The 24890-nt window shown below is 72.3% G+C and carries 26 protein-coding genes; 14 read left to right on the top strand and 12 right to left on the bottom strand.

The window, feature by feature from the left end; genetic code table 11:
- Positions 1–65: 65 nt before the first annotated feature.
- From KK097_RS11375 to KK097_RS11385, 3 genes are all read left to right on the top strand, one after another.
- Positions 66–1139 carry a 3-oxoacyl-ACP synthase III gene (locus KK097_RS11375; protein ID WP_182064995.1) on the top strand — a complete coding sequence of 358 codons (1074 nt, stop codon included), beginning with the start codon at positions 66–68 and terminating at the stop codon, positions 1137–1139.
- A complete protein-coding gene (locus tag KK097_RS11380) occupies positions 1136–3853 on the top strand; it encodes an alpha/beta fold hydrolase (protein WP_307858797.1) in 2718 nt (905 codons plus the stop codon). Before KK097_RS11375 ends, KK097_RS11380 begins: the two co-directional genes overlap by 4 nt.
- Before the next feature lie 160 nt (positions 3854–4013).
- Entirely contained in the window at positions 4014–5009 is a 996-nt protein-coding gene (locus KK097_RS11385; RefSeq protein ID WP_214544837.1) for an NAD-dependent epimerase/dehydratase family protein, read from the top strand.
- Between the two features lie 86 nt (positions 5010–5095).
- Here the strand turns inward: KK097_RS11385 and KK097_RS11390 are convergent, their stop codons facing one another.
- The 9 genes from KK097_RS11390 to KK097_RS11430 form a co-directional block, all read right to left on the bottom strand.
- The gene (locus KK097_RS11390; protein ID WP_307858431.1) at positions 5096–5749 is read right to left on the bottom strand and encodes a gamma-glutamylcyclotransferase family protein; all 654 of its coding nucleotides are present in this window, start codon (positions 5747–5749) and stop codon (positions 5096–5098) included.
- Positions 5750–5835: 86 nt separating this feature from the next.
- A complete protein-coding gene (locus KK097_RS11395) occupies positions 5836–6276 on the bottom strand; it encodes an Asp23/Gls24 family envelope stress response protein (RefSeq protein ID WP_214544838.1) in 441 nt (146 codons plus the stop codon).
- Between the two features lie 78 nt (positions 6277–6354).
- Positions 6355–6528 (bottom strand): CsbD family protein, encoded by a 174-nt coding sequence (locus KK097_RS11400; protein WP_214530785.1) that lies wholly within the window; start codon positions 6526–6528, stop codon positions 6355–6357.
- 83 nt (positions 6529–6611) lie between these two features.
- On the bottom strand, positions 6612–7175 hold the full coding sequence (locus KK097_RS11405) for a hypothetical protein (RefSeq protein WP_214530784.1): 564 nt from the start codon (positions 7173–7175) through the stop codon (positions 6612–6614).
- Entirely contained in the window at positions 7172–7747 is a 576-nt protein-coding gene (locus tag KK097_RS11410; RefSeq protein ID WP_214544839.1) for a DUF6286 domain-containing protein, read from the bottom strand. Before KK097_RS11410 ends, KK097_RS11405 begins: the two co-directional genes overlap by 4 nt.
- Before the next feature lie 9 nt (positions 7748–7756).
- On the bottom strand, positions 7757–8071 hold the full coding sequence (locus KK097_RS11415; RefSeq protein WP_214530783.1) for a hypothetical protein: 315 nt from the start codon (positions 8069–8071) through the stop codon (positions 7757–7759).
- Positions 8068–8259, bottom strand: coding sequence for a DUF2273 domain-containing protein (locus KK097_RS11420; protein WP_214544840.1), 192 nt, complete (start codon positions 8257–8259; stop codon positions 8068–8070). Before KK097_RS11420 ends, KK097_RS11415 begins: the two co-directional genes overlap by 4 nt.
- Positions 8256–8714 carry an Asp23/Gls24 family envelope stress response protein gene (locus KK097_RS11425; protein ID WP_214544841.1) on the bottom strand — a complete coding sequence of 153 codons (459 nt, stop codon included), beginning with the start codon at positions 8712–8714 and terminating at the stop codon, positions 8256–8258. Before KK097_RS11425 ends, KK097_RS11420 begins: the two co-directional genes overlap by 4 nt.
- Before the next feature lie 160 nt (positions 8715–8874).
- Entirely contained in the window at positions 8875–10104 is a 1230-nt protein-coding gene (locus tag KK097_RS11430) for an AraC family transcriptional regulator (protein ID WP_214544842.1), read from the bottom strand.
- 82 nt (positions 10105–10186) lie between these two features.
- On the opposite strand from KK097_RS11430, the gene KK097_RS11435 reads away from it, so the two are divergent.
- The 6 genes from KK097_RS11435 (at position 10187) to KK097_RS11460 (ending at position 17269) form a co-directional block, all read left to right on the top strand.
- Positions 10187–10477: a metal-sensitive transcriptional regulator gene (locus KK097_RS11435; protein WP_027466001.1), complete on the top strand. Its 291-nt coding sequence runs from the start codon at positions 10187–10189 to the stop codon at positions 10475–10477.
- Positions 10478–10509: 32 nt separating this feature from the next.
- Positions 10510–10728 carry a heavy-metal-associated domain-containing protein gene (locus tag KK097_RS11440; protein ID WP_214544843.1) on the top strand — a complete coding sequence of 73 codons (219 nt, stop codon included), beginning with the start codon at positions 10510–10512 and terminating at the stop codon, positions 10726–10728.
- Positions 10725–12956 (top strand): heavy metal translocating P-type ATPase, encoded by a 2232-nt coding sequence (locus KK097_RS11445; protein ID WP_214530780.1) that lies wholly within the window; start codon positions 10725–10727, stop codon positions 12954–12956. Before KK097_RS11440 ends, KK097_RS11445 begins: the two co-directional genes overlap by 4 nt.
- Before the next feature lie 241 nt (positions 12957–13197).
- A complete protein-coding gene (pgi, locus tag KK097_RS11450; protein WP_110861107.1) occupies positions 13198–14919 on the top strand; it encodes a glucose-6-phosphate isomerase in 1722 nt (573 codons plus the stop codon).
- Positions 14920–15154: 235 nt separating this feature from the next.
- Positions 15155–15655: a hypothetical protein gene (locus KK097_RS11455; RefSeq protein WP_214530778.1), complete on the top strand. Its 501-nt coding sequence runs from the start codon at positions 15155–15157 to the stop codon at positions 15653–15655.
- Between the two features lie 156 nt (positions 15656–15811).
- Entirely contained in the window at positions 15812–17269 is a 1458-nt protein-coding gene (locus KK097_RS11460) for a sugar porter family MFS transporter (protein WP_214544845.1), read from the top strand.
- A 70-nt stretch (positions 17270–17339) separates the two neighbouring features.
- Here KK097_RS11460 and KK097_RS11465 read toward each other — a convergent pair whose 3' ends face one another.
- The 3 genes from KK097_RS11465 to KK097_RS11475 form a co-directional block, all read right to left on the bottom strand.
- Positions 17340–18314, bottom strand: a complete 975-nt coding sequence (locus tag KK097_RS11465) for a zinc-binding dehydrogenase (RefSeq protein WP_071406109.1) — start codon at positions 18312–18314, stop codon at positions 17340–17342.
- Positions 18315–18341: 27 nt separating this feature from the next.
- Positions 18342–18764 (bottom strand): organic hydroperoxide resistance protein, encoded by a 423-nt coding sequence (locus KK097_RS11470; protein ID WP_027466009.1) that lies wholly within the window; start codon positions 18762–18764, stop codon positions 18342–18344.
- 105 nt (positions 18765–18869) lie between these two features.
- Positions 18870–19358, bottom strand: coding sequence for a MarR family winged helix-turn-helix transcriptional regulator (locus KK097_RS11475; protein WP_214544847.1), 489 nt, complete (start codon positions 19356–19358; stop codon positions 18870–18872).
- 107 nt (positions 19359–19465) lie between these two features.
- On the opposite strand from KK097_RS11475, the gene mvk reads away from it, so the two are divergent.
- The 5 genes from mvk to KK097_RS11500 are packed head-to-tail and all read left to right on the top strand — an operon-like array spanning position 19466 to position 24761.
- Positions 19466–20449 (top strand): mevalonate kinase, encoded by a 984-nt coding sequence (mvk, locus tag KK097_RS11480; protein ID WP_214530775.1) that lies wholly within the window; start codon positions 19466–19468, stop codon positions 20447–20449.
- Complete coding sequence (mvaD, locus tag KK097_RS11485; protein WP_214544849.1) at positions 20443–21456, top strand: diphosphomevalonate decarboxylase; 1014 nt, start codon at positions 20443–20445, stop codon at positions 21454–21456. Before mvk ends, mvaD begins: the two co-directional genes overlap by 7 nt.
- Complete coding sequence (locus tag KK097_RS11490) at positions 21453–22535, top strand: phosphomevalonate kinase (RefSeq protein WP_214530773.1); 1083 nt, start codon at positions 21453–21455, stop codon at positions 22533–22535. Before mvaD ends, KK097_RS11490 begins: the two co-directional genes overlap by 4 nt.
- Entirely contained in the window at positions 22528–23592 is a 1065-nt protein-coding gene (locus tag KK097_RS11495; protein WP_214530772.1) for a hydroxymethylglutaryl-coenzyme A reductase family protein, read from the top strand. The genes KK097_RS11490 and KK097_RS11495 overlap by 8 nt, the downstream gene beginning before the upstream one ends.
- The gene (locus KK097_RS11500; RefSeq protein WP_214544850.1) at positions 23589–24761 is read left to right on the top strand and encodes a hydroxymethylglutaryl-CoA synthase; all 1173 of its coding nucleotides are present in this window, start codon (positions 23589–23591) and stop codon (positions 24759–24761) included. Before KK097_RS11495 ends, KK097_RS11500 begins: the two co-directional genes overlap by 4 nt.
- Positions 24762–24890 lie beyond the last annotated feature (129 nt).

Here is a 24890-nt window from a genome sequence, read left to right on the forward strand (position 1 = left end):
GAGCCGTCCAGCGCATCCGGATCGCGCACACAGGCCAGATGCGGAAGTATGTGTCGGTGACGATCATGACGGAACGGCCGGTCGACCAGGCATCGAGCAGTGAACCGGAGCAGCCCGGCAACGCCACGGCGAAGCACCGGAACGTCTCACTGCTCTCCGTGGCGACCACCACGGCGGAGCGTGTGACGACCTCGGCCGACATCGAGGCCAAGCTGCGAGGGGTCCTCCGTCGACTCCGTCTGCCGATGGGGCTGCTCGAGCGCGTCGCCGGGGTCATCGAGCGTCGCAACTGGGGCGAGGGGCAGACCTTCCAGGACGCCGCGATCGACGCCGGCCGCCGTGCCATGGCCGAGGCGGGGGTCCGTCCGGACGAGATCGGGCTCCTGATCAACACCTCGGTGACCCGTCCGCACCTCGAGCCGTCGGTGGCCGTCCGACTGCACCACGGGCTCGGGCTGCCGTCGTCCGCCATCAACTTCGACATCGCGAACGCCTGCCTGGGGTTCGTCAACGCCATGAGCGTCGCCGCGGGCATGATCGACTCCGGGCAGATCAAGTACGCGCTCGTCGTCGACGGCGAGGACGCCGACCAGGTGCAGCTCAACACCATCGACCGCCTGAACCAGGGCGGCCGGAACCGCAAGGACTTCATGAGCGAGTTCGCCAGCCTGACCCTCGGGTCCGGTGCTGCGGCGGCCGTGCTCGGCCCGGCGGACCTGCACCCCGAAGGACACCGGATCGTCGGCGGCGTCACCCGCGCGGCGACCCAGTGGTACGACCTGTGCGTCGGCAGCGTCGACGGGATGTTCACGGACGCGAAGATGCTGCTCAAGGGTGGCATGGAGCTCGTCGTCGCCGCCTGGACCGAGGCCCGCGCCCACTTCGACTGGGCGAACATGGACCGCTACGTGCTGCACCAGGTCTCCGACGTGCACACCAACGCCTTCGTCGAGGCCATCGGCATCCCGCGTGACAAGGTCCCCACCACCTACCAGCGCTTCGGCAACGTCGGTCCCGCATCGATCCCGATCACCCTGGCCGACGAGGTCGCGTCGGGCGGGATCCGTCGCGGTGACCGTGTGTTCCTCGGTGGCGTCGGCTCCGGCATCAACACGGCGATGATGGAACTCCACTGGTGAGGTCCCGGCTGCCCCGCGTCGCCGCGAGCACGGCTCCGGCGACGCAGCCGCCTTCGCTGCCCGACCTCGACCCGGCCTGGTCGCGTCTGGTCACGGTCCCCGCGTGGTCTGCAGATCGCAGGGGAGGAACGGATCGCGCCGCGCGCACCTGGCACCTCCTCGACACGGCCGGCTCCCTGGCCGCGCTCGGCGTGGAACCGGTGGGCACGATCCTCTGCGTGCACGGCAACCCGACCTGGTCGTACCTGTGGCGGTCGGTACTCCGCACCTCGCTCGAGGTCGCCCAGGCCGGCGGCCCGGCCTGGCGCGTGGTCGCCGTCGACCAGCTCGACATGGGCTTCTCGGAGCGCACCGGTGTCGAGCGGGGACTGGCGCAGCGCGTCGCGGACCTCGGCGCCCTGACCGACGAACTCGGGCTGGCCGGACCGGTCGTCACCCTCGGCCACGACTGGGGCGGTGTGGTGTCGCTCGGCTGGGCGGTCGACCACCCGGACGTCCTGGTCGCCGCGATGACGTGCAACACCGCCGTGCACCAGCCCGACGACGCCCCGATCCCGGCGCCACTGCGCCTCGCACTGGGCCCGGGGATGCTCGGCCGCGCGACGGTCGTGACGCCGGCGTTCCTCGAGACCACCCTCGCCATCGCGCACCCGAAGCTCGACCGGGCCACAGCCGACGGCTACCGTGCGCCCTACCGCGGTGCCGCCCGACGCGGTGGCATCGGCGGGTTCGTCGCGGACATCCCCGTCGACGCCCGGCACCGGAGCGCCCCCGAACTCGACCGCATCGCCGCCGGGGTCGCCGCGCTCGACGTGCCGGTGCTCCTGCTCTGGGGCCCGCGCGACCCGGTGTTCCTCGAGCGCTACCTGGACGACCTGACCGAACGCGTGCCGCACGCCGACGTCCACCGGTTCGAGGGCGCCGGGCACCTGCTGCCGGACGACGCCGACGTGGCGGGCGCGGTGTTCGACTGGCTTGGCGACCGCCTGCCGGACGGCCGTCGTCCTGCTCAGGCCCCCACGGGCCTCCAGTCCGACGCCGTGGACCCGGGCCAGCCCGCAGAGGCGACCCCGCCGCTCTGGGCACGACTCGACGAACTGCGGGGGAGCGACGAGCCCGCGCTGGTCGAGATGGCCGCCGCAGGTGGCCCCCGCACGATCACGTGGCGGCTGCTCGCACGATGGGTCGACGAGATCGCCGCCGGCCTCGACGACCTGGGTGTCCGCAGCGGCGACCGCGTCTCGCTCCTGGTGACGCCCGGCGCCGACCTGACCGCCGTCCTGTACGCCTGCGTGCGGATCGGCGCGGTCGTCGTCGTCGCGGACGCCGGACTCGGACTCGGCGGCCTGACCCGGGCCGTCCGCGGGGCCCGACCCGACTGGATCATCGGCGCGCTGCCCGGACTCGGCGCCGCGCGTGCCCTCGGCTGGCCGGGCCGTCGCATCGCGACCGTCTCGCTGCCCGCGCCGGCCCGGAAGGCGCTGCGGGTGGAGCACACGCTCGTCGACGTCGCTCGACGTGGCGCCCGCCGTCTCGCCCACGGCACCGCGCTGCCGGCGGCTCCGTCGTCGGACGCACCCGCTGCCGTGCTCTTCACCTCGGGGTCGACCGGGCCGGCGAAGGGCGTCGTGTACACGCACGGGCAGCTCAGCGCGGTCCGGGACGCCCTGGCCACCCAGTACGACGTCGGTGTCGGCACCGGGCTCGTCGCCGGGTTCGCACCGTTCGCGCTGCTCGGCCCGGCCCTCGGTGCCCGGTCGGTCGCGCCCGACATGGACGTCACCGCGCCCCGCACCCTGACGGCGAAGGCGGTCGCGGCCTCGGTCGCCGCGGCCGACGCCACCGTGGTGTTCCTGTCGCCGGCAGCCCTGGCGAACGTCGTCGCCACCGAGGCGGAGCTCACCGACGCCGACCGCCAGGCACTGAAGGGCGTGCGGCTGTTCCTGTCGGCCGGGGCTCCCGTCTCGGCTGCGCTGCTCACCGCGGCGACCGAGCTGATGCCGAACGCCAGCGCGCACACCCCCTACGGCATGACCGAGGGGCTGCTCATGACCGACGTCGACCTCGACGGGGTCCGTGCCGCCGGTCGGTCGGCCGACGAGGGGATCTGCGTCGGGGTACCGGCAGCGAACGTCCGCGTCCGCATCGCGCCGCTCGACGGTTCCGGGCGCTCGACCGGAGCCCTGACGGACGAGCCCGGGGTCACCGGCGAGATCGTCGTCGCGGCACCACACGTGCGCGACCACTACGACCGGCTCTGGCGCACCGACCGGGTCTCGCGCCTCGGCGTCGACGACCCGCGCGGGCACCGCACAGGGGACGTCGGGCACCTGGATGACGCGGGACGGATCTGGGTCGAGGGCCGGCTGCAGCACGTGCTCACCACCCCGGACGGGGTCGTCACGCCGGTGGGGCCGGAGCAGCGGATCGAGGGCGTCGACGGTGTCGGACGTGCCGGGGTCGCGGGGATCGGACCGATCGGCACCCAGCAGGTGGTGGCCGTCGTCGAGACCGACCCTGCGGTGCGCCGGCCCGGGCTGGCGTCGCCGTCGCTCGCTGCAGCGGTCCGTGCCGCCGCCGGAGTGCCGCTCGCCGCGGTGCTCGTCGTGCCCGTGCTGCCGACCGACATCCGGCACAACTCCAAGGTCGACCGCACCCGGCTGTCCCGCTGGGCGGCGTCCGTGCTCTCCGGCGGACGGATGGTCCGCCCGTGATCGGCGCGGAGGGCGCGTTCGGTGCGGCGGGCGCGATCGGTGCGGAGGGCGCGATCTCACGCGCTCACCGACACTTCGCGGGCCGTCGGGCGCGTGAGGTGTCGGTGAGCTCGAATCTCCGACCCGCCACGGTTCGAGACCGCGGACGGATGGTCCGCCCGTGAAGGTCCTGGTCACCGGCGCCAGCGGGTTCCTCGGGCAGGCCACCGCCGCCGCCGTGCGGGACGCCGGGCACGAGGTCCGGACCTTCCAACGTCGTCCCTCCGGTGTGGCCGGGGTGCAGGACGTCGCCGGCACGATGACCGACGACGCCGCGATCGCCCGCGCGGTCGACGGGGTCGAGGCCGTCGTGCACCTGGCTGCGAAGGTGTCACTCGCCGGGGACCCGGCCGACTTCGCCCGGATCAACATCGAGGGGACGCGCTCCCTGCTGCGCGTCGCCCGTGCCGCCGGGGTCGGGCGCTTCGTCTTCGTGTCGTCGCCGTCGGTCGCGCACACCGGGTCGTCGCTCGTGGGCGCCGGTGCCGGTCCAGCCGAACCGTCCCGCGCTCGTGGCGACTACGCCCGCACCAAGGCCGCGGCGGAACTGCTGGCACTCGAGGCCGACGCCCCGGACTTCGCCGTCGTGGCGGTCCGGCCGCACCTGGTGTGGGGCCCCGGTGACACGCAGCTCGTCGGACGGATCGTCGAGCGTGCCCGGACCGGACGGCTCCCGCTGCTCGACTCCGGCGCAGCGCTCATCGACACGCTCTACGTCGACAACGCCGCGACGGCCATGGTCGCGGCGCTCGAACGCGTCACGGACGACGGTGTGCACGGCAACGCCTACGTCGTCACGAACGGTGAGCCACGGCCCGTCGCCGACCTGCTCGCGGGCATCTGCACGGCATCGGGCGTCCGACCGCCGCGGTGGCACGTGCCGGCAGCGGTCGCACGGGCCGCGGGCTCCGCGGTCGAGGCCGTCTGGCGCGTCCGACCGGGCGAGGACGAGCCGCCGATGACCCGGTTCCTGGCCGAGCAGCTGTCGACGGCGCACTGGTTCGACCAGCGACGGACCCGGCGCGACCTGCGGTGGACCCCGTCGGTCTCGATCGACGAGGGGCTCGAACGCCTGCGCGCCGCGGAAGCCGGGCCCGGTTCCGGAGTTTCGCGATGAGCGACAGTTCGCGGGCGCCTCGCCCCGAGGAGTGTCGCTGAGCCCGAAACTCGCCCGCGGACGAGCGGACGGCTGCGCGCGGCGGCTCAGGCCTCGTCGGCCGCCACGTAGACCCAGGCCGTCCAGCCCGAGGCCAGCGTGACCCGGATGCGCTGGTAGTCGGCGACCTCGTAGCGGTCGACCGCGCGGAGCTGCCACTCGTACCCGAGGGTCAGCGCCACGCCCTCGACGACGTCGTCCTGGCTGCCGCGGCGGAGGATCGGGTGCCGGTCGGAGCCGCTCGTCCGGATGACCTCCGGGTCGGTGATCGTCACCCAGTCGAGTCGCCAGCCGGGCAGCGAGGCCGGGGTGGTGGGGACGTGGTCGCCGAACAGCGACTCCTGCACGAGGGGCTGCTGCAGCGTGCCGTAGGAGAAGACCCGGTGCGTCTCGCCGGGGAGCGGGGTCGGGCGCTTCACGGGACGCGGGGCGATCGTCGGTGTCGAGGTCCAGACGAGCGCACCGGCCAGGCCGGTCAGGCCGAGGTGCAGCAGGCCGATGATGCCGATGACGCTGCCCCACAGCACGCCCGAGGTGTCGCCGGGACACGGGTACGTCATCCCCTCGTCCTCGAAGTCGACGCACTCGGCCCCGCCGTTGGTGATCCCGACCGCGATCGCGATGATGCCGACGACGAGACAGACGAGCGCGAACGCGCCGAGACCGATGACCCAGCGCTGGCCGGGGGAGAGACGCTTCACGTCGCGAGGCTAGCGGACGGGCAGTGGACCCCGGGACCACCCGGGTGGGCCGAGCGGGTCGGGTGGGGCGGGCCTCCAGGCGGTGGTCACGCGTGGTCGGGGTGGGGCGGCGACTGCTCGTCGTCGAACGGACCGTGCACGTCGAGGACGCGCACGTCCACCGAGGTGCGGAGGTCGGACAGCTGCCGCGTCGCCGCGGTGACCTGCTGCCGGACCTCGGCGGCGACCTCGAGCACCGGGTGCGGGTAGCTCACGACGACGGCGACCTGCACCTCGAGGGTGCCGTCCTCTTCGTCGACCTGCACGCCGGCGGTGCCCGCCGAGTGGCCGAGCTGCTTCCGCAGCTGGTCGGCGGCACGGGCGGCGATCCCGCCGAGGTGGTGCACTCCTGGCACGCCGAGCGCGGTCTCCGCCGCGGTGCGCGCGACGATCGTCGCGGTGCTCGCGTCGTCCGGCAGCGGCTCCGTCAGAGCTGCGGGCAGGGGCACCTCGGTGACCTGCGTGTCCGCATGGGGGTCGTGCTGCATGGTTCCTCCTCGTTCGGGATCTGCGCGGGGACGCATCGGGGCACCCGTTCGACGGGTGCCCCGATGCGGTCGTGCGACCTACTTCTTGAAGACGTCCTTGACGTCCTCGCCGGTCTGCTTCGCGCTCGCAGCGGTCTGGTCCTTCTTGCCCTCGGCGACCTTCGAGTCGTCGTTGGTCAGGTTGCCGACGGCTTCCTTCGCCTTGCCGGCGAGGTCCTGTGCGGCGTTCTTGATCTTGTCGTCGAGTCCCATGACGGGTCCTTTCGTGGGTGGGCGGTGTGCCCGGTGGTGTGGTGGTGGGCCGGGAGGCCCGGGGTGCGTCCGGCTGACGGGTGTCAGTGGACGCGGGTCGGCTTCGCGAGCGCGGAGCGGGTACCGCCGGTCAGGTGCACGAGCACCGGGACCGGACGGCCGAGGGTGCGGTCGAGGACCGCGACGGCTCGGTCGACGGCGTCGAGCACGCTGACGGCGTCCCCGCCGCGGCGGACCGCGACACGGATCCGGGCGGCGCGCTGCCGGCGGACGAGGTAGGTGTCGACTCGGGACCCGACCACGTCGCGGACACCCGCGAGTTCGTGCTCGAGGACGTCCCGGACGAGTGCGACGTTGACGGTGACCGCATCGTCGCCCGAGTGCTCCCGGACGGCGACGGACGTGCCGCCACCACCGCGGGTGAACACCCACACGAGCGACAGGACGATCACGAGGGCCGCGGCCCCGGCGACGATCCACAGCGCGGACGCGGGGACGTCGAGGCTGCGGGGGAGGTCGACGTACGGCGTGACGGCGTCCTGGACGGCGGGCAGCACGCCCGCGCCCATCGCGATCCCGACGACCACGGCGACGAGGCCGAGGACGAACAGGATGATCCGGTTGAGGGTCCGGTTGCTCTTGGTCATGCGAGGGTTCCCTTCTCCTCGACCCGGACGCGGACGCGTCGGCCGAAGCGCTCGTCGAGACCGCTCAGGCGTTCCACGACGGCGGCGCGGACGCTCGCCTCGTCGACCGGAACACCGGTGACGGGGACGATGCGGACCTCGGTGGAACGGCCACGGGCGGTGGCGGAGGCGTTCCCCTCGGGGACACCGGCCGCCGTGCCGGCAGCGTTCGCCGCGGTGGAGGCGACGATGCGGGCGTCGATGACGACCGCACCACGCTCGTGCTCGACGACCGATCGGTGCTGGCGGCCGGGCTTGAGCGCCAGGACGACCAGCACGACGCCGAGGACGACGAGTACACCCGCGATGACCTCGACGATGGTGACGAACGCGGCGTCCGGGCGGAGCGCCGTGTCGACCACGGTCTGGGGGTCGGCGACCAGCGGCGGGCGTCCGATGGCACTGAGCACCGCCTCGGTGCCGATCCAGGCGGCCACCAGGGCGAGCACCACGAGTGCCACCGCCACTGCTGTGGAGCGGGAGCGGTGCACGCTCCGACGACGGATGCGTCGTTCGACGGAACCGTTGCTCATGATGGCCTCCTAGCGGGCACGGGACTCGCGCTCGCGCACGATCCCGGTGAGTTCGATGTGGGCACTGCCGACGCGACGCCCGGTCAGGTCGCTCACGCGGCCCTTGACCTGGTCCGCGATCCGGATCGACCCGGAGACGATGTCGTCGCTCGCGGCGATCGGCCCGGTGATGTCGAGCGACAGTGCTCCCGACGCGTCGCCGAGGCCGACGCGCACCCGCTTGGCGGGGGCGCCGAGCCCTTCGGCTGCGACGGCCCGCGCCAGCGAGGTGAGCGCGCGTGCGGTGATCTCGACGCGGCCCGGGACGTCCGGGCCGGCGTTCACCGGGAGCTCCGGCGTCCGGTCAGCACGTCGGTGAGGGCGCCGCGGTCGATGCGCCCGGTGGCGAGTGCGGCCACGAGGGCCCCGATCGCACCGAACACGAGCACGAGCACGAAGCCCCAGAACCCGAACTGCAGTGCCACGACGGCGAGGACTGCGCCGATGAGGGCGCCGATCAGCGTGTTGCTCATGCGACTCGGGCTTCCTGCTTCTCGTCCTCGTTGTCGTCGTCGTCACCCGGGATGTAGACGTCCTGGACGGTCACGTTGACCTCGGCGACCTCCATGCCGACGATCTGCTCGAGGGCACGGGCGACACCGGCACGGACGCCGTCGGCGACCTGCTGGAGCGACACCGGGTACTCGGCGACGATCACGATGTCCGCGGCGACCTGCTTCTCGCCGACCTCGACCTTGACGCCCTGACCGAAGTCACGCTGGCCGATGGCGTCGCGGAGGGCGCCGATGGCACGGGCTGCGCCGTTGCCGAGGGAGTGCACGCCGTTGACCTCGCGGGCGGCGATGCCGGCGACCTTCGACACGACGGTGTCGTCGATGACGGTCTTGCCGGTGACGCCGCTGGTACCGGCGTGCGAGGTGGCACGGGTCGCCGTGGTGGCCGGGGTGGGGGTGATGGTGTCAGCCATGTTCGTTCCTTCCGTTGACCCGCCGGGCGTTCCCAGCGGTTGCTGTTCACGGATGAGACGGGCTGTGGAAGAGATTCGTCACACACGACTTCTCGGATTCGGTAGAAATCCAGGGATCCCCGGAAATCCGGGGATCTGCGTGTACCCCCGGGGTGTTCCGTCAGGCAGTTCCGCTGTTTCCGGCCGCGTCGTTGCGTTCTGCAGTGGCCCGCATGGCGCGGACACAGGCCATCGGGGACTCGCCACGCTCCTCGCGGAAGAGCTGCTGCAGGCGTCGGGGGAGCACCCCTGCGGCGGCGGCGATGTCGTCGAGCGTGAGCGGGTCGTCGAGGTGCTGTTCGATGTACGACACCGCACGGCGGACCCGCCACGACGCCTTGCCGGCCTCCGGTCGCGCAGCCAGCGACGCGCGTTTCGTCACAGCCGGGTCCTCACCGAACCGGTCGCGGTAGGTCTCGGCGAACCGGCCCGGGTTGGTGAAGCCCCAGCGGCGGGCGATCGCGGCGATGCCGGAGGACACGAGCGGGCAGTCCGCCGGGGCGACCGGGCCACCCCGGTCCGCCAGGAGCAGCTCCTCGCGCACCCGGTCCAGGCGGTGGTCGCGGAGGAACCGGTGCGGGGTGGTGTCGAGCGTCCGGGCGAAGACGTCCTGCAGCCCGCGCTGGCTCAGCCCGCACGCGGCGGCGATCGTGGGGACCGAGGGGCGTTCGGCGGCGTGCAGCTCGATGAACCGGATCGCGTCGCGGAGCCGGTTCGCCACGGGGACGTCGTCACCGCGGTTGCGGATGGGGAACGTGTCGAGGATGACGACGGCCAGGCGGCGGTTCAGGGCGGTCCGCATCGGTCCGAGCACGCGGTCGTCGACCAGGGCCGGCCCGAGGTCGCGGATGAGGTGCCGCAGGGGTTCGCGCCGGGCTACGACCTCGTCCTGCTGGTCGAACAGCAGTGGGCCGTCGGGCAGGCGGTAGCCGAGGTCGCGGCCGACGCTGCGCAGGAACCGGTCGGACACGTGCACGCCGTTGTAGACGGTGCCGTCGGACTCGAACCGGTAGGCCTCGGACGCCGACGCGATGTACGGGCTGCCCGGTGCGACCACGCGGGTGCGGTCGGCGAAGTGCATCTCGAGCCGGCCCTTGGTCAGCCAGAACACCACGTGGTCGTCCCGCACACCGATGACCCCGCCGCGCCGACCGCCCTCGGCGCGCATGGTGCGGAGCGTCAGGTCGTCGTCGCCCACGACGGTGTACTCGTACCGGGTGTCGTCGGTGGCGAAGGTCTCCGAGGCGAAGTCCGACCCGCCGTACTCGGCCGCGAAGATGTCCGAGTAGTCGGAGCCCTCGCCGTCGGAGAACCGCAGCCGGCGGAATCCGTTCGTCGTCGAGGGGTCCATGCGCAGATCATGCCACCGGTTGCGTCCAGTCCGGGATGGAATACCCTAGGGGGGTACCGTATTGAGAACGGTGGAGGCGGACATGCACGAACACGTCGGGTACATCGGCGACAAGGACGACCTGCTCAAGCGACTCCGTCGCGCCGAGGGGCAGGTGCGCGGCATCGCGCGGATGGTCGAGGACGAGACGTACTGCATCGACGTCCTGACGCAGATCTCGGCGGCGAACCGGGCGCTCGAACGCGTGGCGCTGTCGCTGCTCGAGGACCACCTGGCGCACTGCGTCGCCGAGGCCGTCGCCGAGGGCGGGGACGCCGCCGACGAGAAGGTGCGCGAGGCCAGCCAGGCGATAGCCCGGCTCGTCCGCTCCTGACCCCGACGACCCACCACCGAAAAGGAGACACCATGACCACCGAAACGCTGCTCGTCGAGGGCATGACCTGCGACCACTGCGTGATGAGCGTCACCGAGGAACTCACCGAGGTCGACGGGGTGTCGGGCGTCGACGTCCGACTCGTCCCCGGCGGATCCTCCGAGGTCACGGTCAGCTCGGCGGCACCCGTCGACGTGGACGCCCTCCGCGCCGCCGTCGCCGAGGCGGGGTACGAGGTCGTGCGCTCGTGACCGACCGCACCGTCGAACTCGACATCACCGGGATGACGTGCGCCTCGTGCGCGAACCGCATCGAGCGGAAGCTCGGCAAGCTGCCCGGGGTCACCGCCACGGTCAACTACGCCACCGAGAAGGCGCAGGTGCAGGTCGCCGCGGACGGTACCGCCGACCCCGAGGCGCTCATCGCCGCGGTGGAGTCGGCCGGGTACGGCGCCACGGTGCCGGCCCCGCCCGCCGCTGCTGACGCCGACCCCGCGGTGGACGAGGACCCGACCGGCCCGCTGCGCCGGCGCCTGGCCGTGTCCGCCGTGCTCGCGGTGCCCGTCGTGGTGCTCTCGATGGTGCCGGCCCTGCAGTTCCCGAACTGGCAGTGGCTCGCCCTGACGCTCGCCGCGCCCGTCGCGGTCTGGGGCGCGCTCCCGTTCCACCGTGCCGCGTGGGTCAACGCCCGGCACGGTGCCGCTACCATGGACACCCTGGTGAGCGTCGGCGTCCTCGCTGCCTTCGGGTGGTCGCTGTACGCCCTGTTCCTCGGCGACGCCGGCACGACCGGCATGCACATGACGTTCTCGTGGTTCGCCACGGACCCCGAGGCCACCGACCTCTACCTCGAGGTCGCGACGGCCGTGACGGTCTTCATCCTCGCCGGCCGGTACATGGAGGCGCGCGCCAAGAAGCAGTCCGGTGCCGCGCTCCGTGCCCTGCTCGAACTCGGTGCGAAGGACGCCACCGTCCTGCGCGACGGCACCGAGCACCGCGTGCCGGCGTCGTCGCTCGCCGTCGGTGACGTCGTCGTCGTGCGCCCCGGTGAGCGGATCCCGAGCGACGGCCTGGTGCAGGACGGCTCCTCGGCCGTCGACCTCAGCATGCTCACCGGCGAGTCCGTGCCGGTCGAGGTGGGCCCGGGCGACCGCGTGACCGGCGCGACGATCAACGTCGGCGGCCGGCTCATCGTCGCGATCACCCGCGTCGGCGCCGACACCGAGCTCGCCCGGATGGGCCGCCTGGTGGAGGACGCCCAGACCGGCAAGGCCGAGGTGCAGCGCCTGGCCGACCGTGTGTCCGCGGTCTTCGTGCCGATCGTCATCGCACTCGCCGTGCTGGCCTTCGTCGGCTGGCTCGTGGTCGGCGGTTCGGTCACGGCGGCCTTCACCGCGGCCGTCGCCACCCTGATCATCGCCTGCCCGTGCGCCCTCGGACTCGCCACCCCCACCGCGCTGCTGGTCGGGACCGGCCGGGGCTCGCAGCTCGGCATCCTGATCGGCGGCCCGCAGGTGCTCGAGCGCACCCGTGGCGTCGACACCGTCGTGCTCGACAAGACCGGCACCGTCACCACGGGATCGATGACCCTGCGGTCGGTCACCGCCGTCGACGAGACCGACGACACCGTGCTCCGGCTCGCCGCCGCGGTCGAGGACGGCTCGGAGCACCCCGTCGCCCGTGCCGTGACCACCGCGGCTCGAGCCCGCGGCGTCGACCTGCCCGCGGCGACGCAGTTCACCGCCACCCCCGGCGCCGGCGTCCAGGCGGTCGTGGACGGCGACGTCGTCCTCGTCGGCACCACCCGCTGGCTCGCTGAATCGTGGTCCATCACCCTGCCCGAGGTCCTGTCCGACGCCGTCGACGGTGCCGAGGCCGACGGGGGCACGGCGGTCGTCGTCGCCCGGAACGGCAGCGCCCTGGGTGTGGTCGTCGTCGGCGACACCGTGAAGCCCGAGGCCGCCGACGCCATCGCCCGCTTCCGGGCACTCGGGTTGCACCCGGTGCTGCTCACCGGCGACAACGACGGTGCCGCACGCGGGGTCGCCGCCAGTGTCGGGATCGACGAGGTGCACGCCCGTGCGACCCCGGCGTCGAAGCTCGAGACCGTCCGTCGGCTGCAGTCCGAGGGGCGGAGCGTCGCGATGGTCGGCGACGGCGTGAACGACGCCGCCGCGCTCGCCGCGGCGGACCTCGGCATCGCCATGGGCGCCGGCACCGACGCAGCGATCGCGGCCAGCGACATCACGGTCGTGAGCGGTCGACTCACCGTGGTCGCCGACGCCATCCGGCTGTCCCGCGCCACGCTCGGTGTCATCAAGGGCAACCTGTTCTGGGCGTTCGCGTACAACGTCGCGGCGATCCCGCTCGCGATGGCCGGGCTGCTCAACCCGGTGCTCGCGGGTGCGGCGATGGCGTTCTCGTCGGTCTTCGTCGTGACGAACAGCCTGCGCCTGCGTCGCTTCGCACCGCAGCCGTGAACGCGGCAAGCCGCGCGTCCCTGGACCCGGCGAGTCGACCGCGGCCTGAACGCGGTGCGGCGACAACGGCCCTGAACGCGACCTGCCGGGGGCGTGACGCGCGCAGCGAACGCGAGCCGCGCCTCCCGGCCGACTGTGCGCACCACCTGCCGGAGCGCACTACGCTCGAAGGCGGTCCGCGACGCAGCGCTGCGTGACCCGCGGGCTGTACGTCTTGAACGTGATCCCCAGGAGGACCGAAGTGACCGAATCCGCTCCCGTCGACCCCACATCGACCGAAGGCTGGAAGAAGCTCGACAGCATCGCTGCCGACTTCACCCCGGACCTGCGAGGGTGGTTCGACAGCGACCCCGGTCGTGCCGAGCAGTACACCTTCCAGGCCGCCGACCTGACCGTCGACCTGTCCAAGGGCCTGGTGACCGACGAGATCCTCGCCGCGCTGCTGCAGGTCGCGAAGGACACCGGCGTCGCCGAGCGCTTCCAGGCGATGCTCGCCGGTGAGCACATCAACGTCACCGAGGACCGCGCCGTCCTGCACACCGCGCTCCGCCGCCCGAAGGCGACCGAGGGCCTCGTGCCCGCGGCACCCCTGACCGTCGACGGCCAGGACGTCGACGCCGACGTGCACGCCACGCTCGACAAGGTCTACGGCTTCGCCGAGCAGGTCCGCAGCGGCGCCTGGACCGGTGTCACCGGCAAGCGCATCGAGACCGTCGTCAACATCGGCATCGGCGGCTCCGACCTCGGCCCCGTCATGGTCTACGAGGCGCTCAAGCCGTACGTCCAGCCCGGCCTCGAAGCCCGCTTCGTGTCGAACATCGACCCGGCGGACATCTACGAGAAGACCGCGGACCTCGACCCCGAGACCACGCTCTTCATCGTCGCGTCGAAGACCTTCGGCACGCTCGAGACCCTGACGAACGCCCGCCTCGCCCGCCAGTGGCTGTGGGAGGAGCTCGGCCTGACCGACGCCGCCGACGACGAGAAGAAGAACGCCGTCGCCAAGCACTTCGTCGCCGTCTCCACCGCGCTCGACAAGGTCGAGGCGTTCGGCATCGACCCCGAGAACGCCTTCGGCTTCTGGGACTGGGTGGGCGGCCGCTACTCGGTCGACTCGGCCATCGGCACGAGCGTCGTCATCGCCATCGGCAAGGAGAACTGGGAGCAGTTCCTCGCCGGCTTCCACGCCATCGACGAGCACGTGCGCACCACGCCGCTCGAGCAGAACGTCCCCGTCCTGATGGGCCTGCTCAACGTCTGGTACACGAACTTCCTCGGTGCGCAGAGCCACGCGGTCCTGCCGTACACGCAGTACCTGCACCGCTTCGCCGCGTACCTGCAGCAGCTCACCATGGAGTCGAACGGCAAGCGCGTCCGCTGGGACGGCTCGCCCGTCACCACCGAGACCGGCGAGGTCTTCTGGGGTGAGCCCGGCACGAACGGCCAGCACGCGTTCTACCAGCTCATCCACCAGGGCACCCGCCTGATCCCGGCCGACTTCATCACGGTCGCCAACCCGGCCCGTCCGCTCAAGGACGAGACCGGCGACGGCAAGGGTGTCGCGCCCGGCACCGACGTGCACACGCTGTTCCTGGCGAACTTCTTCGCGCAGACCAAGGCGCTCGCGTTCGGCAAGAGCGCCGACGAGGTCCGCGCCGAGGGCACCACGGACGAAGGGATCGTCGCGGCGCGCACGTTCCCCGGCAACAAGCCGACCACGTCGATCATCGCGCCGGAGCTCACCCCGAGCGTCCTCGGCCAGCTCATCGCCCTGTACGAGCACATCGTGTTCACCGAGGGCACGATCTGGGGCATCGACTCGTTCGACCAGTGGGGTGTGGAGCTCGGCAAGCAGCTGGCGCTGCAGGTCACGCCGGCCGTCGAGGGCGACCAGGCCGCGCTCGACGCGCAGGACCCGTCGACCAAGGCGCTCATCGCGAAGTACCTGGAGCTGCGGAAGTAACGCAGGCGCCCACCTGACGGACGGGAGGCCCGTGGCGGATCCGCCACGGGCCTCCCGTCCGTCGTGTGCGTGCGTCGGCCGCGGGGCGGACGCCGGGCTGGTTTCGCGCTCAGCGACACCTCACGCGCGCCGCGGCCCGTGAGGTGTCGCCCAGCCCGAAACACCGCCGGCCGCCGCGCGAGCCGCCGCGCCGGCCGGTCCGCCGGTGTCGGTCGGAGCGGCTACCGTCGAGGGCATGGACCGCTCGGAGATGCTCGCCGCCGCTGCCGCCGCCCACGCCGCCCGGATCGCCGAGGCCGGCGGGGACGACACCGCCGCCCGTGAACGTGCTGCGTCGGTGCACGACCGTGACTCCCTGGCCGACGAAGCCATCCGCGCCGTGGAACGCCGCCGCGCGGGGGAGTCGGACCGCGCGGCCTCACGCACCGAGGGCGTGCTGTCGGACTGGCACCGGATGGGCACACGTCGCGGCATCACCCCGGACGCGCAGGTCCGCACCGCGTGGACCGTGACCGGGGTCCCCGAGCGCGGTGACGCCCGGGCCCTGGCGAACGTGCTGCTCTCCACCGCGGGGCACGCCGGACGCGTCGCCGACGCCGCACGCCGCAACCCGGCGCTGTCCGGCGCCGCGAGTGCCGCGGCCCGACGCACCGTGCGCCGCTACACCGACCACGGCGCCGACATGGCCTCGTTGGGGGACGTCCTGGGCGACGGACCCGTCGACGACGAGCGCTGAGCACCACCTCCACAGTTGGACCGCTCCCGTCCTCATCAGGCGTTCTGTGGACCGATCCAAAAGACCTGACGACAGAATGTCCAATTGACAGGACATGGAATCGGGTTACGATCAGTCCACGCGATGAAGCGCGATCACCGACGAAGGAGTCACCGAATGGTCGACATCAAACCGACAGCCCCGACTGTCGCACTGCCCCCGTTGGGGACCGGGCCGCACCGCCGACGTCTCGGCGTGCTGGCCCTCGTCGCCACGTTCGGCGGGCTGCTCTTCGGGTACGACACCGGCGTGATCAACGGCGCCCTGAACCCGATGAAGGCGGAGCTCGGCCTCACGAACTTCACCGAGGGTGTCGTCACCAGCTCGCTGCTGTTCGGTGCCGCGATCGGCGCCATGCTCGGCGGCCGCATCGCCGACGGCTGGGGTCGTCGCAAGACGATCATCCTGCTCGCCGTCACGTTCTTCGTCGGCACGCTGATCTGCGTGGTCGCACCGACGTTCGAGGTCATCGTCGTCGGTCGTGTGCTGCTCGGCCTCGCGGTGGGCGGCGCATCGACGGTGGTGCCGGTGTTCCTCGCCGAGCTCGCGCCGTACGAGATCCGCGGGTCGCTGTCCGGCCGCAACGAGCTCATGATCGTGATCGGCCAGCTCGCCGCGTTCGTGGTCAACGCGTTCATCGGCAACATCTGGGGTGAGGGCAACGGCGTGTGGCGCGTCATGCTGGCCGTCTGCGCGCTCCCCGCGATCGCGCTGTTCGTCGGCATGCTCCGGGTGCCGGAGTCGCCGCGGTGGCTCGCGTCGAAGGACCGCTACGACGAGGCCCTCTCCGTCCTCGAGCAGGTCCGGACCACCGATCGGGCCCGCGCCGAGCTCGACGACATCAAGCGGAGCAACGACCTCGAGGCGAAGGTCGAGCGCGTCAGTGGGTGGCACACGCTGCGCGGGAACAAGTGGCTCATCCGCATCGTGCTCATCGGTGCCGGGCTCGGGGTGGCCCAGCAGCTCACCGGCATCAACTCGATCATGTACTACGGCCAGACCGTGCTCATCGAGTCCGGGTTCCAGGCGTCGGCGGCCCTCATCGCGAACATCGCCCCCGGGGTGATCGCCGTGGTCGGTGGCGTCATCGCGCTGTACAACATGGAGAAGATCAACCGCCGCACGACGCTGATCCTCGGGTTCACGCTGACGACGATCTGCCACTTCCTCATCGGCATCGCGTCGGTGGCGCTGCCCGAGGGCAACCCGGCCCGCCCGTGGGTCATCCTGTTCCTGGTCGTCGCGTTCGTCGGCTCGATGCAGACCTTCCTCAACATCGCGGTCTGGGTCGTGCTGTCCGAGATCTTCCCGACCCAGATCCGTGCGCTCGGCATGGGCATCTCGGTGTTCTGCCTCTGGATCGCGAACGCGTTCCTCGGGCTGTACTTCCCGACGATCGTCGCCGCGACCGGCATCACCGGCACGTTCTTCGGCTTCGGGGTCGTCGGGCTGCTGGCGCTGCTCTTCATCTGGAAGTTCGTGCCGGAGAGCCGCGGTCGCACGCTCGAGGAGGTCGAGGAGGGCGTCACCACCGGCAACATCTTCACCGTCCCGGAGAAGGCGTCGCGCCGCTAGTCCGCACCACGGACGGACGGGAGGCCCGGTGCCAGCTGGCACCGGGCCTCCCGTCCGTTCTGTGGTCGCGCTACGGGCGCAGGAGCACCTTGCCGACGCGGCCGGCGGTGTCGCTGGCGCGCACGGCGTCGCGGACCTGCTCGAAGGCGAAGGTCTCGGCGACGGGGAGCGTCAGCGAGCCGTCGAGCACGCGGGTGATGAGCTCACCGAAGAGCTGCCCCTTCGTCTCGGCCGGCATCGTCTTGCTGACGACGGAGCCCCAGAAACCCTTCACGGTGAGCTGGCCGAAGATGACCTTGCCCGACGGGATCTCGAGCGTCGGTGACGCCATCGCGCCGAAGACGACGAGGGTGGCGTTCTCGCCCAGCACGGAGGCGATGTCGCCGGCGGCCTTGCCACCGACCGACTCGACGCCCGCGATGATCGGGGCGCCACCGGTGATCGCGGCGACCTGGTCCTGCCAGTCGTCGGCGTCGGTGGCGACGATGCGCTCGATGCCCTGCTCGCGGAGCTCGTCGACACCGGCGGCGCGACGGACGAGTCCGATCACGTTGATGCCGCGGGCGGCGCCGAGCTGGGCGACCATGCGACCGACCGCACCGTTGGCGGCGTTCTGGATGATCCAGTCGCCCTCGTGCAGGTCGAGCGAGTGCAGCAGGCTGATGGCGCTGAACGGCATCGAGACGAGCTGGGCTGCGGCCTCGTCGGTCATCGCGTCCGGAACCGGCACGAGTCCGGCGGCGTTCGCGGTGTAGTACTCGGCCCAGACGCCGAAGGCACCGCCGGCGACGCGCTGGCCGACCTGCAGGTTCGTGACGCCCTCGCCGAGTGCCTCGACGACGCCGAGCGCCTCGGTGCCCGAGGCGGCGGGGAGCTCCGGCTTGAAGCCGTAGGTGCCGCGGACGGTCCACAGGTCGTGGTTGTGGATGGGGGAGAGGACCGTGCGGACGAGGACCTCGCCGGCACCGGGCGTCGGGACGGGGCGCTCCTGCACCTCGAGGACGTCGGCGGGCTCGGCGAACGTCTCGTGGACGACGGCGCGCATGGTGGTGGGGATGGTGGTGCTCATGGGTCAGTCCTCCGAGACGACGATGGTGACGTCGATGTTGCCGCGGGTCGCGTTCGAGTACGGGCAGACCTGGTGGGCCGCGTCGGCGAGGGCCTGGGCCTGGTCGTGCTCCAGGCCGGGGATGACGACCTCGAGCATGACGGCGAGCTGGTAGCCGCCGTTGCCGTTCGGGCCGATCGACACGCGGCCGCCGACGGACGAGTCGGTGATCTTCACCTTCTGGCTGCGGGCGACGCCCTGCAGCGCGGAGTGGAAGCAGGCGGCGTAGCCGGCGGCGAAGAGCTGCTCGGGGTTGGCGCCGTTGCCGGAGCCACCCATCTCCTTCGGGATGGCGAGGTCGAACTCGACCGTGCCGTCGCTCGTGGCGACGTGGCCGTTGCGGCCTTCGCCGGTGGCCAGGGCCTCGGCGGTGTAGAGGGCTTCCATGGGGTTCCTTCCTTGTGGGGCGGATCGTGAAGTTGTGGGGTCGGTGCTCCGCGTGCTCTCGCGCTCAGCGACAGTTCACGGGCGCGCGTGGGCGTGAGGTGTCGCTCAGCGCGAAACGGCGCCGGCGCCGGCGCCCGCGCCCGCGCCAGCGTGGTCGCGGTCCGGGTCAGCAGCCGCGTGCATCGTCTCGGTCAGCCGCTGCAGCGTCGCGATGAGCTCGGCGGCGGCGCGCTCGTCCGACAGCCCCATCCCGGCTGCGATGCGTGCGGGGATGCCGCTCAGTTCGGACCGCAGTTCGCGGCCTCGGTCGCCCGCGGTCACGGTGACGACGCGTTCGTCGGTGCTGCGGCGCTCGCGGCGGACCAGGTCGCTCTGCTCCATGCGGCGGAGCAGTGGCGAGAGGGTGCCGGAGTCGAGCTGCAGGTGTTCCCCGAGGCTCGAGACGGTCTGGTCGCCCTCGACCCACAGGGTGACGAGCACCAGGTACTGCGGGTACGTCAGGCCCCAGGGTTCGAGCATCGTGCGGTACGCCTGCGTGGTGGCGCGGGACGCCGCGTAGAGGGAGAAGCACACCATCTCGTCGGTCACGGGCATGCGTCCACACTGTCACGCAACACGGTTGTGCACAACTCTTCGGAGCGGATGCCCAGGTCACGACGAACACGCCGACGGCCGAGGCGGTTAGGCTGACGTGACCCAAGATGACCAGCAGCGACCTCGACACCACCACGACCCCCGGCAACGGATCGGCGTCGTCCCACGGCAAGACGATCCTGATCGGTGAGCACGCCGTGGTGTACGGCGCACCCGCTCTCGTCCTGCCGGTGCTCGACGCACGGGTCGTCGCGACGGTCTCCCCGGTCGCCGCCGACGCCGAGCAACCCGGGCACAGCCTGCAGTCGACCGTGCACACCGGCCCGCTCGACCTCGCCCCCGCGGCCGTGATGCCGACCGTCACCGCCGTCACCGCGACCCTGCGCCACTTCGGGGTCACCGACCGGCACTTCCACGTCCGGGTCGACAGCGAGGTCCCGACGGCCAGGGGCATGGGCTCGAGCGCCGCGGTCGCCGCCGCCGTGACCGCCGCCGTCGCCGACGCCCTGGGCGAGACCCTCGACGTCGAGACCCACCACGAACTCATCCAGGAGTGCGAGCGCGTCGCCCACGGCCGCCCCTCCGGCCTCGACGCGCGCGGTGTCGTCGCGTCCGCGCCGGTCTGGTTCGAGGGTGGGCACATCGAACCCGTCACGCTCGGCGCCCGGTTCACCTTCGTCGTCGCGGACACCGGCGTCCCCGGGCACACCCGACAGGCGGTGTCGGCCGTCCGCGCCCGCCACGACCAGGACCCGGCCGGCGTCGACGCCGTGGTCGACCGGATCGGCGCACTCGCACGACGGGCACGGGGGACACTGGAGAACGGCGACGCCCAGGGTCTGGGTGCCACGATGGACGCCGCGCACGACCTGCTCAGCACACTCGACGTGTCGAGTGACGACCTGGACCGGCTCGTCGACGCCGCACGTGCTGCGGACGCCCTCGGCGCGAAGCTCACCGGCGGCGGGCGGGGCGGGTGCGTCCTCGCGCTCGCCACGGACGACGACCACGCGGACCGCATCGCGGCCGCACTCCGCGGCGCAGGGGCCGCAGCCACCTGGACCACCACGATCGGAGCCCGCGCTTGCTGAACGCCACTGCCGTCGCGCACCCCAACATCGCCCTCGTCAAGTACTGGGGGAAGGCGGACGCGCAGCTCGCGCTGCCCGCCACGGGCAGTGTCTCGATGGGGCTCGACGTGTTCCCGACGACGACCACCGTCACGGTGGACGGCGGCTCGGGTGACGGCCAGGAGGCCCGTGATCGGTTCACGCTGAACGGTCACGTCGTCGACGACGGTGCGCTGGTGCGCGTGCAGCAGTTCCTCGACCTGGTCCGCGAGCTCGCGGGGTCGTCCGAGCGTGCGTCGGTCGTGTCCGAGAACACCGTCCCCACCGGTGCCGGCCTGGCCTCGAGCGCGTCCGGCTTCGCAGCCCTGGCGACCGCGGCCGCCGCGGCGTACGGCCTCGACCTGTCACCGCGCGACCTGTCCCGCCTGGCCCGTCGCGGTTCCGGTTCGGCCACGCGCTCGATCCCGGGCGGTGTCGCCGTCTGGCACGCGGGCGACGACCAGGGCTCCTTCGCCGAGCCGATCCCGGCCCCGCCGATGGCCATGGTCGTGGTCACGATCGACGCCGGTCCGAAGCCCATCGGCTCACGCGAGGCCATGCGTCGCACCATCGCGACCTCGCCCTTCTACCCCGCCTGGGTGACCTCGACCACCGAGACCGTCGGCGACATGCTGACCGCCTGCGCCGCGGGCGACTTCACCCGCATCGGCGAGATCACCGAGAGCAACGCGCTCCGCATGCACGCGACGATCGAGGGCGCGTTCCCGCCGATCCGCTACCTCAACGCCCGCAGCGTCGCCGTGTTCGACGCCGTCGCCGAGCTGCGTGCCGGCGGCACCGAGGCGTACGCCACGGCCGACGCGGGCCCGAACGTCGTCGTGCTCACGAAGCCCGAGGACAGGTCGGCGGTCGCCGGGGCGCTCGCGTCGCTGGGGGACGTCATCGAGTCCGGCACCGGACCTGCCGCGCGGGTGCTCCGCTCCGAAGAGATCGGGAGCAATCCCGACCAGAAGGAGTCCGCGCAGTGATCGAGTTCCGTGCACACGGCAAGCTGTTCGTCGCCGGCGAGTACGCCGTCGTCGAGCCTGGTCAGCCGTCCGTCCTGATCGCCCTCGACCGCGCCATCACGGCGAAGGTGCGCGAGGGCCACGGCGCGGGCAGCGTGCACTCCGAGGAGTACGGGCACCTGCCGCTCACGTGGACCCGTGCCGAGGACGGCCTGGCGCTCGACCGCGAGCACCACCCCTACGACTACGTGATGGCGACGATCGACCTGGTCGAGAAGCTCCGCGCCGAGCACGGCATCGCCCCGCGGTTCCACGACCTGCGCATCGAGAGCCAACTGGACGACGCCAGCGGCCGGAAGTTCGGGCTCGGGTCCTCGGCCGCGGTCACCGTCGCCACCGTCGGCGCCCTCGACCGCTTCTACGGCATCGGCCTGACGCAGCGTCAGCGCTTCCAGGTGGCCCTGCTCGCCACCATCCGGGTCAACCCCCGGGCATCCGGCGGAGACCTCGCCGCGAGCACGTTCGGTGGCTGGCTGCGCTACAGCGCCCCGGACCGCGAGCGCCTCGCCGCCATGCTCGGCGACCACGCCGTGTCGGCGATCCTGACCGATGGCGACGCGTGGGACGGCTTCGACGTCCAGCGGCTGCCCGCCCCCGAGAACCTGCAGCTGCTCGTCGGTTGGACCGGCTCGCCCGCGTCCACCACGAAGCTCGTCGACGTGGTGCGTCGGCACCGCAACGGCGGGTACCAGGCGTTCCTCGACGAGAGCCGCAGCGCCGTCGACGACCTGACCACGGGCCTCCAGACCGGCGACGCCGAGCGCACGCTCGGTGCCCTCCGTCGCGCTCGCGGGCTGCTGCAGCGCCTCGGCGCGTCCGTCGGGTCGCAGATCGAGACCGAGCGTCTCGCGACCCTGTGCGACGTCGTCGAGGCGGCGGGCGGGGCGGCGAAGCCGTCCGGTGCCGGCGGCGGCGACTGCGGCATCGCGCTCGTCCCGGCGGACACCGACCCCGCCGGCATCCACCGCGCCTGGGAGGCGCACGACATCAGACACCTCAGCGTCGCGGTGCGAGCACCAGAAGGAGCCCTCGATGAGTGACCTGCTCACACCGATCCCCACCAAGTGGGTCGGCCCGATCCGCGTCAGCGGCAACGCCGTGCAGGGGGAGCACGAGGTGCCCCTCGCCACCTACGAGTCGCCGCTCTGGCCGTCCGTCGGCCGCGGTGCCCGGATCTCCCGGATGGTCGAGGACGGCATCGTCGCGACCGTCGTCGACGAGCGGATGACCCGCTCCGTCGTGGTCCGTGCCGACAGCGCCGCAGCCGCCCACGTCGCCGCGGGGCAGATCCTCGCGCGCCAGGACGAGCTCGCCGCGATCGTGGCCGGGCAGAGCCGGTTCGCGAAGCTCATCGAGGTGCACCCGGAGATCGTCGGGGACCTGTTGTTCCTGCGCTTCGCGTTCACCACGGGCGACGCCTCCGGGCACAACATGGTCACCCAGGCCGCGGACAAGCTCCTCCCGGCGATCCTCGACTGGCAGCCGGGCCTGCGGTACGTCTCGGTGTCGGGCAACTTCTGCACCGACAAGAAGGCCACAGCGGTGAACGGCATCCGTGGCCGCGGTCGGAACACCATCGCCGAGATCGTGATCCCGGGCGAGGTCGTCGAGAAGCGCCTGCGGTCGAGCACCGCGCGCATCGTCGAGCTCAACATCGCGAAGAACCTGATCGGCTCGACGATCGCCGGGGCCATCCGCTCGGCGAACGCGCACTACGCGAACATGCTGCTCGGCTTCTACCTGGCCACCGGGCAGGACGCCGCCAACATCGTCGAGGGTTCCCAGGGCATCACGAGCGCCGAGGACCGTGACGGCGACCTGTACTTCGCGACCTCGCTGCCGCACCTGATCGTCGGCACGGTCGGCAACGGCAAGGGCGGGGACCTGCCCGTCGTCGAGGACGCCCTGGTGCGCCTCGGCTGCCGCGACGACCGCGAGCCGGGCGCGAACGCCCGCCGCCTCGCCGCGCTCTGCGCCGCCACCGTGCTGTGCGGGGAGCTCTCGCTCCTCGCCGCCCAGACCAACCCGGGTGAGCTGATGGCCGCCCACGTCGCGATGGAACGTCGCGGCGCGAAGCCGGCGGGGGGCGCAGCATGACCGGCGTCGGCATCCACGACATCGCGATCGCGACCGGACACCACGTGCTCGAGCTCGACGACCTGGCCGAGCGACTCGGCGTCGACCCGGCGAAGTACCACGTCGGCATCGGGCAGGACGCCTTCAGCGTGCCCGCCCCCGACGAGGACATCGTCACGATGGGCGCCGCCGCCGCGAAGGAGCTCATCGACCGGCACGGCGTCGACGGCATCCGAACGGTGCTGTTCGCCACCGAGTCCGGCGTGGACCAGTCGAAGGCCGCCGGCGTGTACGTGCACGGCCTGCTCGGGCTGCCGAAGGCCGTCCGCGTCGTCGAGCTGAAGCAGGCCTGCTACGGCGGGATGGCCGCGGTGCAGCTCGCCCTCGGCATCGTCGCCCGTGCCCCGCACGAGCGCGTGCTCGTCATCGCCGCCGACGTCGCCCGGTACGACGTCGACACCCCCGCCGAGCCGACCCAGGGTGCCGGTGCCGCCGCGATCCTGGTGTCCGCCGACCCCGACCTGATCGAGATCGAGCCGGCGGCGGGCGTCTACACGGCCGACGTCGACGACTTCTGGCGGCCGAACGACCGCTCGACCGCGCTCGTCGACGGACGCCTCTCGGTGAGCGCCTACGTCAACGCGTTCGTCGGCGCCTGGGACGACCTGGCGGAACAGGGTGGGCCGGCGTACGACGACATCGCCCGGTTCGTGCACCACCAGCCCTTCACCAAGATGGCGATCAAGGCGCACCGCAAGCTCACGCAGCACGTCGGCGCCCCGTTCGACGAGTCCGACCTGGCGATCGGGTTCACGTACAACCGGCAGACGGGCAACACGTACACGGCGTCGCTCTGGATCGGGCTCGCGGCACTGCTCGACCTGGACGACGACCTGGCGGGGGAGCGACTCGGCCTGTTCAGCTACGGCTCGGGCAGCGTCGGCGAGCTCATCACCGGCGTCGTCCGGCCCGACTACCGCGAGCACCGTCGTACGGGTCGCGTGCGGTCGCTGCTCGAGGCACGGGTCCCGCTCACGGTCGACGCCTACCGCGAGCTGCATGCGGGCGGCGCCGCCACCAGCGAGGACGTCGAACGCCCGCGCGTGACGACCGCGCCGTTCCGCTTCGCGGGCGTGCGCGGCGGTGCGCGCCACTACGAGGCATCGGCGCAGCCGGATCAGCAGGCGTAACCGCTCGGTCCCACGTACCCCTCGTGCAAGCGACAGATCCCCGCGGAACATCCGCGGGGATCTGTCGCGTTCGGGGACCGGACCCGGCTCGTGCGCCGGGATCTGTCGCTTGCGCGGGACGGACGGGAG

This window comes from Curtobacterium flaccumfaciens (assembly GCF_018598405.1).
GTDB lineage: Bacteria > Actinomycetota > Actinomycetes > Actinomycetales > Microbacteriaceae > Curtobacterium > Curtobacterium aurantiacum.

Bases quoted from the DNA above. Each gene is read 5' to 3' on its own strand.
- KK097_RS11400 (WP_214530785.1), bottom strand. From the start codon at position 6,528: ATGGGACTCGACGACAAGATCAAGAACGCCGCACAGGACCTCGCCGGC.
- KK097_RS11430 (WP_214544842.1), bottom strand. From the start codon at position 10,104: ATGGACCCCTCGACGACGAACGGATTCCGCCGGCTGCGGTTCTCCGAC.
- KK097_RS11425 (WP_214544841.1), bottom strand. From the start codon at position 8,714: ATGGCTGACACCATCACCCCCACCCCGGCCACCACGGCGACCCGTGCC.
- KK097_RS11500 (WP_214544850.1), top strand. From the start codon at position 23,589: ATGACCGGCGTCGGCATCCACGACATCGCGATCGCGACCGGACACCAC.
- KK097_RS11465 (WP_071406109.1), bottom strand. From the start codon at position 18,314: ATGCGCGCCGTCGTCCACGAGACGTTCGCCGAGCCCGCCGACGTCCTC.
- KK097_RS11475 (WP_214544847.1), bottom strand. From the start codon at position 19,358: ATGCCCGTGACCGACGAGATGGTGTGCTTCTCCCTCTACGCGGCGTCC.
- KK097_RS11440 (WP_214544843.1), top strand. From the start codon at position 10,510: ATGACCACCGAAACGCTGCTCGTCGAGGGCATGACCTGCGACCACTGC.
- KK097_RS11495 (WP_214530772.1), top strand. From the start codon at position 22,528: ATGAGTGACCTGCTCACACCGATCCCCACCAAGTGGGTCGGCCCGATC.
- KK097_RS11470 (WP_027466009.1), bottom strand. From the start codon at position 18,764: ATGGAAGCCCTCTACACCGCCGAGGCCCTGGCCACCGGCGAAGGCCGC.
- KK097_RS11460 (WP_214544845.1), top strand. From the start codon at position 15,812: ATGGTCGACATCAAACCGACAGCCCCGACTGTCGCACTGCCCCCGTTG.
- KK097_RS11395 (WP_214544838.1), bottom strand. From the start codon at position 6,276: ATGCAGCACGACCCCCATGCGGACACGCAGGTCACCGAGGTGCCCCTG.
- KK097_RS11435 (WP_027466001.1), top strand. From the start codon at position 10,187: ATGCACGAACACGTCGGGTACATCGGCGACAAGGACGACCTGCTCAAG.
- KK097_RS11455 (WP_214530778.1), top strand. From the start codon at position 15,155: ATGGACCGCTCGGAGATGCTCGCCGCCGCTGCCGCCGCCCACGCCGCC.
- KK097_RS11420 (WP_214544840.1), bottom strand. From the start codon at position 8,259: ATGAGCAACACGCTGATCGGCGCCCTCATCGGCGCAGTCCTCGCCGTC.
- KK097_RS11410 (WP_214544839.1), bottom strand. From the start codon at position 7,747: ATGAGCAACGGTTCCGTCGAACGACGCATCCGTCGTCGGAGCGTGCAC.
- KK097_RS11375 (WP_182064995.1), top strand. From the start codon at position 66: ATGACGGAACGGCCGGTCGACCAGGCATCGAGCAGTGAACCGGAGCAG.
- KK097_RS11405 (WP_214530784.1), bottom strand. From the start codon at position 7,175: ATGACCAAGAGCAACCGGACCCTCAACCGGATCATCCTGTTCGTCCTC.
- mvk (WP_214530775.1), top strand. From the start codon at position 19,466: ATGACCAGCAGCGACCTCGACACCACCACGACCCCCGGCAACGGATCG.